The sequence below is a fragment of the Streptomyces sp. NPDC041940 genome, from assembly GCF_055589465.1.
In genome coordinates, this window is record NZ_JBVJBP010000005.1 from 75,721 (window position 1) to 91,637 (window position 15,917).

Sequence of the window (15,917 nt, forward strand, 5' to 3'; positions counted from 1 at the left end):
CCAAACTGCTATTTACTCAGAAGTGTAAGCTTTTAAGCACCTACCGACGGAAGTGATCATCAGCTCGCAGTCCTGACGTCGGCAGCCCCATGACGCTGAGTGAGCTGTCAGGGGCGGTCGATCGCGGTCTGGGATGATCGCGCGGTGAGTGATGCGAGGCTGCTGGCCGCTGAGGCTGTTGAGTCACATGTCCGGGTGTTCTTCGAGGGGCACTCCGTGGAGGTGGTCGACTACGACCTCGGGCCGGAACGGCGACAGGTGGCCCCCGACCTGCGCATCCTCGTTGTGGGGCCCGGTCCCCGCAGCGACAGCTGGGCCTATGTGACCGCCGGGTGCTGGGCCGCGATGGAGAAGGACGGTCATGGACTCGAGTTCGTCATGACTGCCCATGTCCGCGACCAGCGGTTCATCGAACTCATGGCGATGATCGCCTACTACCACTGCGGAGGACATCAGCTCGACCTGGAGCACAGCATGCAGATCGGTGAACCATGGGTGCCGGGTTCAACCTGCGATCACCTACTGATCAGCCTGCCCTATCTCCACGGACCCGACCTTGAACACTGTGCCGTTCCCGGGGGTCACGCCCGCATCGTGTGGACGCTGCCCGTGACGACAGCCGAGATCGAGTTCCGCAGGCGTCACGGCCACGAGGCGTTGGCGCAGCTCTACGACGAGGCAGAAATCATCCCCACCGATCCCTTCAGGGCGTCGGTCGCCTGAGTTTCCGGCCTCCGGCGGTCACCGTTTGTGGTCTCCCAGGCGTATCGGCTCCAGGTTCCGCCGGCCTCGGTGACGAGGCGCGTGGCGGTCTTGTCGTGGTAGCCGAGGGCTTTCGCGATGACCGGGGCCGGCGCTTGGAGGACGAGTTGGCGGATCGCGGAGGCTCTGCCGCGCTGGGGTGGGAGGAGGTCCTTCCCGGCCGCAGAGCAGCCTCGATGGGTGGCGTCCGGGACGCGTCGCAGGGAGCGGGTGCGGAAGTGGGAGGAGACGCAGGTGTAGATCGCGGTGGTGGAGGCGTAGTCGTGGCCGACCTGCTGCTGGACGAACAGCGGGTCGTGGCCGTCCTCGATCAGGTGGCTGATGTGGGACCTGCGCAGCGAGTGGAACTCCAGCGCGGGGTCCAGGCCGACGGCGTCCCGGTAAGCGGCGAAACGGGAGTCCAAGCGTTGGACCCCGATCCGTGCGCCTCGCTCGGAGGGCCAGAGGGCCCGGATGGTCGAACGCCGCATCCCGGGCCGCACCTCGGTGATCCGTTCCTCGATCGTGCCGGGTGTCCAGGTCCAGACGGTCAGCACGCTGCGGCGCTTGGGCGGCGAGCCCTTCTTGGCCTTGGCGTGGCGGACCAACAGGGTGCCGTACTCGCCGAACTCCCGGCCGTCCGGATTGCGGCCGAAGTCGGTGAGGTCCAGCATCCGGGTTTCGTTTCGGCGCAGGCCGTAGGCGTACGCGGTCTTGAACAAGGCGGCATCCCGGAATGCCGGCAGCCAGCCCTTGCGGCCCTTGCCGCGAACGCGAAGGACTTCCTCGTCAGCATGGTCGAAGAACGCTTCCAGCTCGGGCCTGGCGAAGCCCCGGCGTTCTGGCTCACCCTCGGCTTCATCGGCGTGCGCAGCGGCATTCCAGTCGTAGACCACCTGGGCTGGGTGGGTCCCGAAGAGCCGCAGGTACTCGTCGCCCCAGCCGTAGGCGGGGTTGGTCAGGAAGTCGCAGAACTGCCTTACCGAGCCCTGGTAGTTGCGCAGGGTGGAGCGGACACAGCCGTGCACGGCCCGCAGAACGGCCGCCGATATGACTGACCGCCGCAAGGACCCCAACGCCCCCGCCCCGGCGGTGATCTCCGAAACGGTGCTGTCGGCGGGTGGCGGAACTCGCGGCGCTGCTGGTCGTCCCGGAGGGTGCCCGGTGCGGCGACCGGGTCCGGCTCCTTGCGGTTCCTGTTCACCGATCGGTGTCGGGGGTGCAGCCAGATAACTGACTACCCATTAGTATCTGACGGGTCATCAGCTCCAAAGAGCGCGGCGTGCGCCGAATCCGCTCGTCCCGATCGCACACCCCCTCGATCGCACAGAGGAGCCTCCCCCCATGACGCACACCGTTATCGGCGTCAGCCCGTTGGGTGCACCGGACCCCCGCCTCGTCGCCGCCGTCTGCCGGGCCGGTGGGTCCGGTGTCCTCGACCTCGGCCCGGGCGCGCGCGCCGCCCGCGAGGCCCTGACCCTCTTGCGGCAGTGGGCGCCCGGCCGCCACGGCGTGCGGGTCCCCGCCGACTGTGCACTGCGCCCCGAAGAGCTGTGGGCCCCGGCGCCCGCCGGAGCGCGGCGCACCGCGGACCCGGCCGCCGCCGGACCGTGCACCGTGCTCCTCGCCCCCGACGCGCCCTGGACCGTCGCCGAGGTCCGGGCCGCCGCCCGCACCGCCGCCGCGGACCCCGCCGTACTCGCCGAGGTCCGCGGCACCGGCGAGGCCGTCCGGGCCGTGGCCGACGGTGTCACCGGGCTCGTCGTGCGCGGCGAGGAGTCCGGCGGCCCCTGCGGCGAACACTCCACCTTCGTGCTGCTCCAGCGCGTACTCGGCGCCGTACCGGTCGACCTGCCGGTGTGGGCCTGCGGGGGCATCGGGCCGCACACCGCGGCCGCCGCCGTGCTCGCGGGCGCCCGCGGAGTCGTACTGGACATCCAGCTCGCACTGCTCGACGAGGCCGGTACGGCCCCCGCGGCCGCCGGTCTGCTGCGCGCCGCCGACGGCACCGAGACCGTCGTCGTCGACGGCTGCCGGGTGCTCGACCGGAGCCGCCCCGGCCTCCCGGCCGCCCTGCGCGACCGGCCCCTGCCGCTGGGCCAGGATGCCTTTCTCGCCGCCCGGTTCGCCGAGCGGTACGGCACCGTGGACCGCGCCCTCGCCGCCGTCACGGAGGGCATCGACGCCGCCGTGGCGGACGACGGCGCCGTGCTGCGCGGCGGCTCGCCGATGTGCCGGGCGCTCGGCACCGCACTGCCGGTCGTCCAGGGCCCGATGACCCGGGTCAGCGACCAGGCGCGGTTCGCGGCGGCCGTCGCGGACGGCGGCGGACTGCCGGTCGTCGCGCTCGCCCTGGCCGGGCCCGAGCAGACCCGCACCCTGCTCGAGCAGACCAAGTCCGCGCTCGGCGACCGCTCCTGGGGCGTCGGCATCCTCGGCTTCGTTCCGGAAGAGACACGCACCGCCCAACTGGAGGCCATCCGTGAGCTGCGCCCCAGCCACGCCGTCATCGCGGGCGGCCGTCCCTCCCAGGCGGCCGCTCTGGAGGCCGAGGGCATCCGTACCTTTCTGCACGTGCCGTCGCCCGGGCTGCTCGGCCAGTTCTTGGCGGCCGGCGCCCGGCGCTTCGTCTTCGAGGGCGCCGAGTGCGGCGGGCACATCGGGCCGCGCAACAGTTTCCCGCTCTGGGAGGCGCAACTGGCCGTCCTGGAGGACTTCCTCGACGCGGCGGCCGACGACGGTCACGCCGATGGCGGTGACGCCGCCGACCCACAGGACGTACAGGTGCTGTTCGCGGGCGGCATCCACGACGAGCGCTCCGCCGCCATGGTCGCCGCGCTCGCCGCCCCGCTCACCACCCGCGGTGCCGTAGTCGGCGTTCTGATGGGCACCGGCTACCTCTTCACCGAGGAGGCCGTCGAATGCGGCGCCATCCGGCCGCTGTTCCAGCGCGCGGCCTTGGACGCCAGGTCGACCACGCTCCTGCACACCGCGCCCGGCCACGCCACCCGCTGCCTGCCCAGCGCGTTCAGCGACACGTACCAGGAGGTCAAGGACGAGCTGCGGACTCAGGGGATACCCGAGCGGCAGGTCTGGCAGGAGCTGGAGCGGCTCAACGTCGGCCGCCTGCGCATCGCCAGCAAGGGCGTCGAGCGGGTCGGCGACGAGCTGCTCGACGTCGACGAGGAGCGCCAGCGCGAAGCGGGCATGTTCATGGCCGGCGAGGTCGCCGTGCTCCGCTCCGCCGTCACCACCGTCGCCGCCCTGCACCACGCGGTCACCGACGGGGCAGCCGACTTCTACGGGCGCCGCACCGCCGAACTCGCCGCTGCCGCCCGCGACGCGGGCGGCACGGTACCCGCGCGGAACCCGGCCCCCGCTCCCGAACCGCTCGACATCGCCGTCGTCGGCATGGCCGGCATGTTCCCCGGCGCCGCCGACCTGCCCGCCTACTGGGCCCAGGTGCTCGCCGGCGCCGACGCGATCACCGAGGTCCCGGACACCCGCTGGGATCCCGCGCTGCACTTCGGCGCGGACGCCGAGGCGGACGACGTGTCCGCGTCCAAGTGGGGCGGATTCCTGCCTCCGATCCCCTTCGACCCGCTGGCCTACGGAATCCCGCCCGCCTCCCTGGCCGCCATCGAACCCGTCCAGCTCCTCGCACTGGAGGCGGCCAGGCGGGCGCTCGCCGACGCCGGGCTCGACCGCCGGGCCTTCCCGCGCGAGCGCACCTGCGTCGTCTTCGGTGCCGAGGCGGGCAGCGACATCTCCGGCGCCGCGACGCTGCGCAGCGTCCTGCCCTCGTACGTCGGCCGCCTGCCCGAGGACCTGGAGGAGCAGCTCCCGAAGCTCACCGAGGACTCCTTCCCCGGCATGCTCGCCAACGTCATCGCCGGCCGGATCGCCAACCGGCTCGACCTCGGCGGCGCCAACTACACCGTCGACGCCGCCTGCGCCTCCTCCCTGGCCGCCGTCGACGCCGCCTGCAAGGAACTGGCCTGCGGTGCCGCCGACGTGGCCCTGTGCGGCGGCGCCGACCTGCACAACGGCATCAACGACTACCTGCTCTTCTCCTCCGCGCACGCGCTGTCGCCCACCGGCCGCTGCCGCACGTTCGACGCGGCCGCCGACGGCATCGCACTCGGCGAGGGCGTCGCCTGTCTCGTACTCAAGCGCCGCGCCGACGCCGAGCGGGACGGCGACCGGATCTACGCCGTCATCGAGGGCGTCGGCAGCGCCAGCGACGGCCGCTCCCTCGGCCTGACCGCGCCCCGCCCCGAGGGCCAGCGCGCCGCCCTGGAACGCGCCTACGCGCAAGCTCGCGTCTCGCCCGCCGAGGTCGGCCTGATCGAGGCCCACGGCACCGGGACCGTCGTCGGCGACCGCACCGAACTCAGCACGCTCACCCGGCTGTTCGAGGAGGCCGGGGCCGCGCCCGGCGGCTGCGTCGTGGGCTCCGTCAAGTCCCAGATCGGGCACACCAAGTGCGCCGCCGGTCTCGCCGGACTGATCAAGACCGCACTCGCCCTGCATACCGGGGTGCGCCCGCCCACCCTGCATATCGACGTGCCCAACCCCGTCTGGACCGGCCCCGACAGTCCATTCGTCTTCCACAGCGAGGCCCGGCCCTGGGCCGAGCCCGCCGCCCGCCGCGTCGCCGGGGTGAGCGCCTTCGGATTCGGCGGCACCAACTTCCATGTGGTGCTGCGGGCCCACGCCGACGCCGGAGCGCCGCCGCGCCAGAGCCACGACGTCTGGCCCGCCGAGCTGTTCGTCTTCCGCACCCGCGCAGCGGCCGAGGAACTCGCCGGCCTCGCGGCGAGCGGTCACTGGCGGCTGCGGGACCTGGCGCGTACCGCCGCACAGCGCGCGGAGACCGGCCCGGGCCCGCTCCTCGGTGCCGTGGTCGCCGAGTCCGTCACCGAACTCCCGCACCTGATACGGGACCTACTCGACGGCACGCCCGGGAGAAGCGGAGTGTTCCCGGCCACAGGCGCCCCCGCCGGGGCGACCGACGGCGACGGCGACGGTGGCAAGGTGGCGTTCCTCTTCCCCGGCCAGGGCAGCCAGCGCCCCGGCATGTTCGCCGAGCTGTTCACCGCCTTCCCCGAACTCGGCCGCCACCTGTACCACGCCCCGGCCGCCGCCCTCTTCCCGCCCGCCGCCTTCGACGCCGCCGAACGCGCCGCACAGGTCGCCCGGCTCACCGACACCCGCCACGCCCAGCCCGCGCTCGGGGCGGTCGGCCTCGCCGCGTACGACACCCTCACCGCGGTCGGTGTCCGCCCCGACATGGCCGCAGGGCACTCCTACGGCGAACTCGTCGCGCTCTGCGCCGCGGGCGCCCTCGACCCCGACAAGCTCGGTGACCTCAGCAGGGAGCGGGCCGAGGCGACCCTCGCCGCGATCGGCGCACAGGGGTCCGATCCCGGCACCATGGCCGCCGCCGTGGCCTCCGCCGAGCAGGTGACCCGGGTGCTCGCCGGGGCAGGTCTGGCCGAGCGGGTCGTCGTCGCCAACCACAACGCGCCCGCGCAGAGCGTGCTCTCGGGCCCGAGGGACGCCGTCGCCGAAGCCGTCGACGCGCTCACCGCCGCCGGGTTCTCCGTCCGCCCGCTGCCCGTCGCCTGCGCCTTCCACAGCCCGCTGGTCGCCGGGGCCGTGTCCCGCTTCGCCGAGATCCTGACGGCGTACGCCGTGCGCGGCCCCGAGTTCCCGGTCTGGGCCAATCTCACCGGCACCCGCTATGCCGGGGACCCCGCCCGGGTACGGGCCGGCCTCGCCGAGCAGATCGCCGCCCCCGTCCGTTTCGCCGACCAGATCGATGCGATGTACGACGCCGGGGCGCGGATCTTCGTCGAGTGCGGGCCCGGCACGGTGCTCACCGGTCTGGTCGGTCAGATCCTCGGCGACCGGCCGCACGTCGCCGTCCCGTTCGAGCCCCGCCCCGACGCGGGCCTGCGCGGCCACCTCGAGGCCCTGGCCCGGCTCGCCGCGGCCGGTGTCCCGGTGGCGCCCGCACGGCTCTTCAGCGGACGCGACACGGCACTCGCCGACCCGGCCGCCGTGCCGGAGCGGCCCGGCTGGACGGTCGACGGCCACCTCGTACGCACGGCGGACGGCCGGCCGGTGCCGGGAGCGCTGCGCCCGGCCCGGCGCATCTCGGGCATCCCGCGGGCCAGAGAGCGGACCAGTGAGGCGACGACGATGGGCGAACGGGAAGAACTGCTCCGGGAGTTCCTGCGCAACAGCCGGGAGATGCTGGCCGCACAACGGGACGTGCTCCTCGGCTACTTCGGGGCTCCGCCCGCGCCGCAGGCGGCTCCGCCGACCCCCGAGCCCCTTCCGGCCCCGGCTCCGGCCGCTCTCGCTGCGGCTCCGGCCCCCGCTCCCGCTCCGGTGGGGGTGGATGTGCTGGCCGAGGTGCTGGCGGTGATCGCGGAACGTACGGGATATCCGGTGGAGATGGTGGGGGCGGAGTCGGATCTGGAGGCGGATCTGAGTGTGGATTCGATCAAGCGGACGGAGATCGCCGGGGAGCTGGGACGGCGGCTGCTGGGCTCGGGTGCGGATCTGCGGTCGTTGCCGGACGCGGACCTGGAGGAGCTGACCCGGGAGCGCACCGCCGCCGGGATCGCCGACTGGCTGCGGGCCCGCGCGAAGGCGCTCGCCGATCCGGACCCGGCACCCGCCCTCGCCACCTCGGCCCCCGTAGCCGGGGAGTCCCCCGGCCCGCTCACCGGCCAGGCTCCCCGCCGCTATCTGCTGCGGCCCGCCCCGCTCGACCCGCCGCCCGTGCCCGGCGCCGAAGGCGCGGCACAGCTGCGCGGGAAGCGGTTCCTGATCGTCGCGGACGACACGCCACTCGCACGGGCACTTGTCACCCGGCTCACCACACTCGGCGCGCTCGCCGCCCGTGGCGGCCCGGACACCGCACAGCTCGCCAGGCACACCGGCCCGGTCGACGGAGTGCTGCACCTGGGCGCTCTCGCGGGTACGGAACAGCAACTGCTGCCCGCCAAGCTCACCGTGCTCCAGGAACTGCTGCTGCGCGGCCCGCGCCGGCTGCTCTGCCCCCGCCTCCCCGACGACACCAGCGGCCTCGACGGCTTCGTGCGCACCGCGGCCCGCGAATACCCCGCCACCGTGGTCCGCACCGTGGAGCTCGACCCCGACGAGCCCGCCACCGAGCAGGCCGAGGCACTCGTCGGGGAACTGCTGGCGCCCGACCGGGAGCCCGTCGTGCTGCGCACCTGCGGCGTCCGCCGCGCCCCGGTACCGTACGAGAGCCCTCTGGGCCCGCCCGTCTCCTCCGGCGCCGGGGCCGCCTCCTCGGGCGCCGCCGCTGCCGCGGCACTCGGGCTCGGCCCGGAGTCGGTCGTCGTCCTCGCGGGCGGCGCACGCGGCATCACAGCCCGGTTCACCCTCGCCCTTGCCGCCGCCGCACGCTGCCGGGTCGAACTGCTCGGGCGTACGCCGCTCGACGACGGCACGGGCGGGCACCACGAGCTGGCCCACGCCACCGACCTGCCCGCGCTGCGTGCAGCGCTCGCCGCCCGGGGCGGTCTGAGCACCGCCGAGATCGACCGCGAAGCCGGCCGCGTCCTGGCCCGCCGCGAGATCGCCGCGACCCTGGCCGAGGTACACGACGCGGGCGGCCGGGCCAGATACCGGGCACTCGACCTGCGGGACGCGGAGGCCGTGCAGCAGGCGGTCAAGGAGACATACGCGACGTACGGCCGGATCGACGGGGTCGTACACGCCGCCGGAGTGATCGAGGACCGGCTGCTCGCCGAGAAGGACCCCGTCTCCTTCGAACGGGTCTACGGCACCAAGGTGGACGGCGCCCGCGCACTGCTCTCGGCTCTCCGGCGACTTCCCCAACTGCCCGCTTTCACCGTCATGTTCGGCTCCGTCTCCGCGGTGTACGGCAACCGCGGCCAGGCCGACTACGCCGCCGCCAACGACGCACTCGCCCGCCTCGGCCGCCTCTGGCGCGCCGACACCGGCAGCCGTACCGTCACCGTGCACTGGGGCCCGTGGGCGCCGGCCGGGGCGCACGGCGGCATGGTCGGCCCTGAGCTGGGCCGGGAGTACGCGCGCCGCGGCATCGAGCTGATCGACCCGGAGGAGGGCGTGCTCGCACTGCTGCGGGAGCTGGCCTGGGGCGAGCCGGAGACCGACGAGGTCGTCCTGACGGCGTCGGGTCGGTGAACCCCACGATGCGACCGACCGCCCCGCGGCACCGGCAGCCCGTCGCCATCGTCGGCATGGCGGTGACCCTGCCCGGCGCCTGTGACCTGGCCGCGTACTGGCACAACCTCGTCACCGGCGCTGACGCCATCTCCGACGTGCCCAAGGCCCGCTGGGACGCGGACACCTACTACGACCCGGACGGACGGCGCGGCCTCGATGGCGTCTACTGCCGCCGCGGCGGCTTCGTCGACGGGCTCGACGCGCTCGCCGCCTTCGACCCGACCGCCTTCGGACTCATGCCGGACTCCGTGCCCGGCACCGAACCCGACCAGCTGATCGCACTGCGCACCGCCGCGGCCGCGCTCGCCGACGCGGGGGAGGCCGCACTGCCCGAAGACCGCTCCCGGGTCGGTGTCGTGCTCGGCCGCGGCGGATATCTGAGCGACGGACTCGCCCGACTCGACCAGCGGATGCGCACCTCAGCCCAACTGGTGCGCACCCTGCACGAGTTACTGCCCGAGCTGGACGGCGAGCGGCTCGACGCGGTACGGATGGCGTTCACGGCCGCGCTCGGCGGGGAGCAGAGCCCCGAGTCGGTGATCGGCCTCGTGCCCAACTTCGCGGCGTCCCGGGTCGCCAACCGGCTCGATCTGCGTGGCCCCGCCTACACCGTGGACGCGGCCTGCGCCTCCTCGCTCGTCGCACTCGACCAGGCCGTCGGCACGCTCGCCGCGGGCAGTTGCGACGTGATGCTCGCGGGCGGCGTACACCACTGCCACGACATCACGCTCTGGTCCGTCTTCAGCCGGCTGCGGGCGCTGTCGCCGTCCCAGCGGATCCGCCCGTTCCACCGGGACGCGGACGGCGTGCTGATGGGCGAGGGCACCGGCGTGGTCGTACTCAAACGGCTCGCGGACGCGCGGCGCGACGGCGACCGGATCTACGCCGTGGTCCGCGGCGTCGGCGTGGCCGGCGACGGCCGGGCCGGCTCCCTGGTCAACCCGGACCCCGGCGGCCAGGCCCGCGCCGTCCGGCTCGCCTGGGCGGCGGCGGGGCTCGACCCGGCGGCACCGGGGTCGCTCGGCCTCCTGGAGGCGCACGGCACCGGAACCCCCGGCGGCGACCGGGCCGAACTGGCCGCGCTGGCCGAGGTGTTCGGGCCGCCGGACCCGGACGCCGGGCCCGACGCCGTGATCGGCTCCGTGAAGTCGATGATCGGCCACACGATGCCGGCGGCGGGTGTGGCGGGCCTCGTCAAGGCGGCCCTGGCGGTGCACCACGGCATGCTCCTGCCGACCCTGCACTGCGACGACCCGCACCCGGCGCTCCGCGTCACCCGCTTCGCTCCGGCCCAGCAGGCCCGGACCTGGGACGGGGACGTCCGGCGTGCGGCGGTCAGCGCCTTCGGCTTCGGCGGGATCAACGCCCACGTCGTCCTGGAGTCGGTACCGGAGCCCGTGCCTGCCCCCGCATGGGCGCCTGCCCCGGCGTCGGCTCCCGCACCGGCATCGGCCCCGGCCGTCGCGCCTGCGGCCCCGGCACCCGGCGGCCCGGGCGCGGGGCCTGCGGCCTGCGCGGACCGTGCCGAAGTGGCCGAGCCGCCCCGGCTGTTGCGGCTCGCCGCCGCGACCCCGCAGGACCTCGCCGAACTGCTCGACGCCGACGACACCGCGCTGCGCGCGGCCGCCGCGGAGGGCGGAGCGAGAGGAGCCGGGGGCGCCCGCGTCGCCGTCCTGGACCCCACCGGCCGCCGCCTCGCCCTGGCCCGCAAGGCCGTCGCCCGCGCCCGGACCTGGGGCGGCCGGAGCGACGTCTGGTGCGCGCCGCGGCCGGTGCTCGGCACGGGCGGCGGGAAGATCGCCTTCCTCTGCCCAGGGCTGGAGGCCGAGTTCGAGCCGCGGGCCGAGGACGTCGCCCGCCACTTCGGCCTGCCGGCGCCGCACTGGCCGGACGCCCGCGTGGGCGATGTCGCACGGCACGGCGCGGCCGTCGTCGGCCTCGGCCGGCTGCTCGCCGGAGCGCTCGCCCGGATCGGCGTCCGGCCGGACGCGCTGGCCGGGCACAGTGTGGGGGAATGGACGGCGATGGCGGTCGGCGGGATGTACGCGGACGCCGAGGTCGACGCCTTCCTGCGGGACTTCGACCCGGCCACGCTGCGCGTCCCAGGGCTCGCCTTCGCCGCGTTCGGCACCGGTGCGGACCAGGTGGATCCCGAGCTCGCGGCGTACCCGGACGTCGTCGTCTCGCACGACAACGCGCCCCACCAGACCGTCGTCTGCGGGCCTCACGACCAGGTCGAGGGGCTCACCGGGCGGCTGCGCGGCGCGGGAGTGCTCGGTCGGCTGCTGCCCTTCGAGTCCGGCTTCCACACGCCGATGCTCGCCCCGTACCTCACCTCCATCGAGAAGGCCGCGCGCGGCTTCACGCTGCACCCGCCCCGGGTGGCCGTCTGGTCCGCCACGACCGCCGCGCCCTTCCCGGCCGACGAGGCCGCGGCGCGCGCGCTCTTCCTGCGCCACCTGCTCGAACCGGTCCGCTTCCGGCAGCTCACCACGGCCCTGTACGACGCCGGGTTCCGGGCCTTCGTACAGCTGGGCCAGGGCCAGCTGCCGGCTCTCGTGGACGACACCCTCACCAGCCGCGCGTGCCTGACGCTCAGCGCCAACACGCCCCGGCACAGCGGGCTTTCGCAGCTGTACCGGGTGGCGGCCGGACTCTGGTCGCACGGTGCCGAGCCGGACTTCGCGGCGCTGCGGGCGGGGGCCGCGCCTCGGTCGACGGCGGCACCTGCCCGTACGGCGGAGACCGACCCTACGGCGCAGACCGTCCGTACGGCCACGGAGAGCCCGCGAGCCGTCCCCGCCCCCGTCACCGTCCCCCTCACCCTCGGCTCCGGGCTCGTGTCGCTCGAGGCCGCCACCCGGGACCGGCTCCGCAGCACCCTGCGCGCGGCAACAGCACCCGGGATGGACCGGCTCGCGGCCGTGGCCGCGCGGAGCCCCGTGGCGGCCGAACTGCGCTCGCTGCTCGGCGAGACGGCGGACACGGCAGCGGAACTGGCGGAACTGTTCGCCGCGGCAGCGGCCCCGCGCCGCACCGCGCCCGCGGCGCCGCCCCCCGAGCCCTCGGCGACCGGGGCGGTGCCGCCGCCTGCCGCCACACCCCGCGCCACCACCCTGCGCATCTCACTCGACACCATGCCGTACCTCGCCGACCACTGCTTCTTCAGGCAGCCCGCGCACTGGCCCGAGATCGCCGACCGCTGGCCCGTGGTGCCCGCCACCACCCTGGTACAGCACATGATCGACGCCGTGCCCGGCCCAGGAAGGGCCGTGGCCGTGCACGACGCCCGGTTCCTGCAGTGGACCGTCGCCGCCCCGCCCACCGAGGCCACGGTCACGGCCCGGCCCGAGGGAGAGGGTCGGTTCGCCGTGGAGTTCGGGCGCTTCGCCCGCGCCACGGTCGAGACCGCCCACGGGCACGGCACCGCGCCCCGCCCACAGCCGTGGCGGACGGACGCCCCGGAGAGCTGTCCGACTGTGTCCGCGCGGCAGATGTACGACGACCGCTGGATGTTCCACGGGCCGCGGTTCCGCGGTGTCACCGAGATCGGCGCGCTCGGCGAGCGGCACGTCCGCGGTGTCCTGACCACCCCGTCCGCGCCCGGCGCGCTCCTCGACAACGTCGGTCAGCTGCTCGGCTACTGGCTGATGGCCACGCACCCCGACCGCACCATCGTCTTCCCGACGGGCGTCGAGGAGATCCGTTTCCACGGCCCGCCCCCGCAACAGGGCACCGCACTCGACTGCCACATCAGGGTCACCACCGTGACGGACACCGCCCTGGTGGCTGACGCGCAGCTCGCCCGCGACGGCGAGGTCTGGGCCGAGATCCGCGGCTGGCGGGACCGGCGCTTCGACTCGCCGCCCGAGGTCGATCCGGTCAAACGCTGGCCCGAGCACAACACTCTGTCGGAAACCCAGGAGGGCGGCTGGCAGCTGGTCTTCGAACGCTGGCCCGACCCCGCATCCCTCGAGATCTACATGCGCAGCCAGCTCGCGGGCCCTGAGCGCGAGCAGTACGCAGGACGCCCCCCGCGCGGCCGGCGCCAGTGGCTGCTCGGCCGGATCGCCGCCAAGGACGCCGTACGCCGCCACCTGTGGGCGCACGGCACGGGCCCCGTCTTCCCCGCCGAGATACGGGTCGCCAACGACCCTGGCGGCAGACCGCGCCCCGAGGGCGTACACGGCAGAGAACTCCCGCCTCTGGAACTGTCGCTGGCGCACTGCCGGGAGGCCGCCGTCGCACTCGTCCGCCCCGCCGCCGACAGCCCTGGCACCGGCACCGGCATCGACATCGAGGAGATCGTCGAGCGCCCCGAAACGGCCTACGACGCCATCCTCGCCCCGGACGAGCGGGCGCTCTTCACCGGGCTCGGCGGCGGCCCCGGCCCGCTGACCCGCTTCTGGGCCGCCAAGGAGGCCGCGGCCAAGGCCGAGGGCACCGGACTGGGCGGCCGGCCGCGGGACTTCACGGCGGTCGAGGTCGAAGACGGCGCCCGTGCCCTCACGGTCCGGGCGCCCTCCGGCCGGCTGCGGCGCGTCCGGCTCGCCGATGTGACCAACCCGCCGGGGTTGCCCACCCGTACCTACACCGTCGCTTGGACCGAGGAGAGCCCGTCATGACCAGCCCCGCCACCACCGGCCCCGCGTATGCCGCCGTCCTCGCCGAGATCACCGACGCGCTGCACACGGTCCTCGACGACCTCGAACTGGACGACACCCCGATCACCTCCGACACCCGCTTCGTGGAGGATCTCGACCTGGAGTCCATCGACCTGGTCACGCTCACCGCCGAGCTGGGCGGACGCTACGGCGACCGGGTCGACTTCCCCGCCTGGTTCGCCTCGCTCGAACTCTCCGACATCATCGGACTGACCGTCGGACAACTCGTCCAGTACATCGCGGGGTGCCTGCGGTGACCACGATCGAGGCGGGCGGGATCCGGCTGAACGTGGAGCGGCTGAGCGGCGCACCCAGCCCGGCACCGGGCCCGCCCCAGACGGTCGTCCTCGTGCACGGAATCGCCACCGACAACCTGACCAGCTACTACTTCACCATCGCGCCCGCGCTCGCCGCAGCCGGACACGATGTCGTGATGTACGACCAGCGTGGCCACGGCCGCAGCTCCCGCCCGCCGCGCGGCTACGGCGTCGAGGACTTCAGCGGCGACCTGGACGCGCTGCTCGACGCCCTCGCCCTGGAAGGGCCCGTCCACCTGATCGGCAACTCCTTCGGCGGCACCGTCGCCCTCGCCTACGCATTGCGCCGCCCCGAGCGGGTCGCCGGCATCCTGATGCTCGAGTCCGAGCCGCCGACCGCCGCCTGGGCCAAGAAGATGAGCGGCATCCTGGCCGGCTCAGCCCACCAACTCCACGACGAGCGCACCCTGCCGTGGATCGAGGAGACCTACGGCCGCCACGAGGCCCGCCTGGTGCGCTGGGCCACCCGGCTGCTGCACGGCACCTCCATCGCCGAGGACATCGCATCCTGCCCCGTCCCCGCCGAGGAGTCCTGGCAGAGCCTGCACGTGCCGGTCTGCGCGGTGTACGGCGCCACCTCCGACCTGGCCGACACGGCGCCCTGGCTGGAATCGCTGCTGCCCCGCTGCCGCACCCTGACGGTGCCCGGGCACGGGCACTCCGTGCTCGTCGGCACCCCCGAGACGGTCGTCCCGCTGCTGCTCGACTGGCTACGGGACGGCCACCGGGAGCTGGTCGCGCCGTGAGCCGCTTTCTGTTCGTCGTGCCGCCCCTGGTCGGGCACGTCAACCCAGCGGTCAGCGTGGCCGCCGAGCTGACCAGATGCGGGCACCGGGCCGCCTGGGCCGGACTGCCCGGGTTCGTCGGGGAACTGGCCGGGCCCGACGCCGAGGTGTACCCGTGCGACGTGCCCACGCTCCCGGAACGTCCGGCTGCCCTGCGCGGTGCCGCAGCCTTGCGCTTCCTGTGGGAGGAGTTCCTCGTGCCGCTCGCCGGGGCGATGGCGCCCGGTGTGCGCCGCGCGGTCGAGGGGTTCCGGCCCGATGTCGTCGTCGCCGACCAGCAGACCCTCGCCGGTGCCCTCGTCGCCGAGCGCCTCGGGGTGCCGTACGCCACCGCGTCGACCACCCCGGCGGAGTTCAGCGACGCCGTGGACGGCATGCCGAAGGTGGCTCAGTGGACCGCCGGGCTCGTCGCGGAGCTGCGCGCCCGCCTCGGCGACCCGGGGCGCACCCACGATCCGCGCTTCTCCCCCGACCTGGTGCTCTCCTTCACCACCCCCGAACTCGCGGGCCCGGGCCCTCAGCTGCCCCAGCTGCGGTACGTCGGTCCGGCGTTCACCCGGCGCCCGGCCGCCGACTTCCCCTGGGAGTGGCTCGACGAGCGCCGGGCCACCGTCCTGGTCTCACTCGGCACTGCCAACACCGGCCTGGGGGCGCGTTTCCTCGCCGAGTGCGCGGCCGCCGCGCGGGAGCGCGGGCGGCGGCTGCAGGCGGTACTCGCCGACCCCGGGGGGGTACTCGACCAAGAGTCCGACGCCGACCTCCTGGTGCTGCCCCGGATCCCCCAACTGCCGCTCCTGCGCCGGGCGTCCGCGATGGTCAGCCACGCCGGGCAGAACACCGTCGCCGAGTGCCTGTGGCACGGCGTACCGCTGGTGGTCGCGCCCATCCGGGACGACCAGCCACTGATCGCCGGCCAGGTCACCGGCGTCGGCGCCGGAGTGCGGGTGCGCTTCGGGCGCGCCGACCGCCGACGGATCGGTGCCGCCCTCGACGCCGTACTCGACGGGCCCGCCTACCGCGCGGCGGCCCGTCGCGTCGGGGACTCCTTCCGTGCGGCGGGCGGGGCGGCTGCTGCGGCGGCGTACCTGGAGAAGTTCGCGGCACAGAAGCCACGGGAGCCGCAGGAGTCACGGGAGCGGTGAGCGACCGACCGG

7 protein-coding genes are annotated in these 15,917 nt (G+C 74.5%); 6 read left to right on the forward strand and 1 reads right to left on the reverse strand.

The window, feature by feature from the left end:
• The first annotated feature begins 216 nt into the window (after positions 1-216).
• The gene (locus tag ACZ6I3_RS11365; protein ID WP_469413741.1) at positions 217-723 is read left to right on the forward strand and encodes a suppressor of fused domain protein; all 507 of its coding nucleotides are present in this window, start codon (positions 217-219) and stop codon (positions 721-723) included.
• Here ACZ6I3_RS11365 and ACZ6I3_RS11370 read toward each other — a convergent pair.
• Positions 669-1,808, reverse strand: a complete 1,140-nt coding sequence (locus tag ACZ6I3_RS11370) for a tyrosine-type recombinase/integrase (protein ID WP_469413742.1) — start codon at positions 1,806-1,808, stop codon at positions 669-671. The two genes, ACZ6I3_RS11365 and ACZ6I3_RS11370, sit on opposite strands and share 55 nt — an antisense overlap.
• Before the next feature lie 277 nt (positions 1,809-2,085).
• Here ACZ6I3_RS11370 and ACZ6I3_RS11375 point away from each other — a divergent pair, with 277 nt between their 5' ends.
• Genes ACZ6I3_RS11375 through ACZ6I3_RS11395 form a run of 5 tightly spaced genes read left to right on the forward strand, consistent with a single transcriptional unit; the run spans position 2,086 to position 15,905 of the window.
• Positions 2,086-8,955, forward strand: coding sequence for an SDR family NAD(P)-dependent oxidoreductase (locus tag ACZ6I3_RS11375; RefSeq protein ID WP_469413743.1), 6,870 nt, complete (start codon positions 2,086-2,088; stop codon positions 8,953-8,955).
• A gap of 8 nt (positions 8,956-8,963) precedes the next feature.
• Positions 8,964-13,622, forward strand: a complete 4,659-nt coding sequence (locus tag ACZ6I3_RS11380; RefSeq protein ID WP_469413744.1) for a beta-ketoacyl synthase N-terminal-like domain-containing protein — start codon at positions 8,964-8,966, stop codon at positions 13,620-13,622.
• Positions 13,619-13,918, forward strand: coding sequence for an acyl carrier protein (locus ACZ6I3_RS11385; protein ID WP_055517555.1), 300 nt, complete (start codon positions 13,619-13,621; stop codon positions 13,916-13,918). The genes ACZ6I3_RS11380 and ACZ6I3_RS11385 overlap by 4 nt, the downstream gene beginning before the upstream one ends.
• Entirely contained in the window at positions 13,915-14,724 is an 810-nt protein-coding gene (locus tag ACZ6I3_RS11390; protein ID WP_469413746.1) for an alpha/beta fold hydrolase, read from the forward strand. Before ACZ6I3_RS11385 ends, ACZ6I3_RS11390 begins: the two co-directional genes overlap by 4 nt.
• Positions 14,721-15,905, forward strand: a complete 1,185-nt coding sequence (locus ACZ6I3_RS11395) for a glycosyltransferase (protein WP_469413747.1) — start codon at positions 14,721-14,723, stop codon at positions 15,903-15,905. Before ACZ6I3_RS11390 ends, ACZ6I3_RS11395 begins: the two co-directional genes overlap by 4 nt.
• Positions 15,906-15,917: the final 12 nt, after the last annotated feature.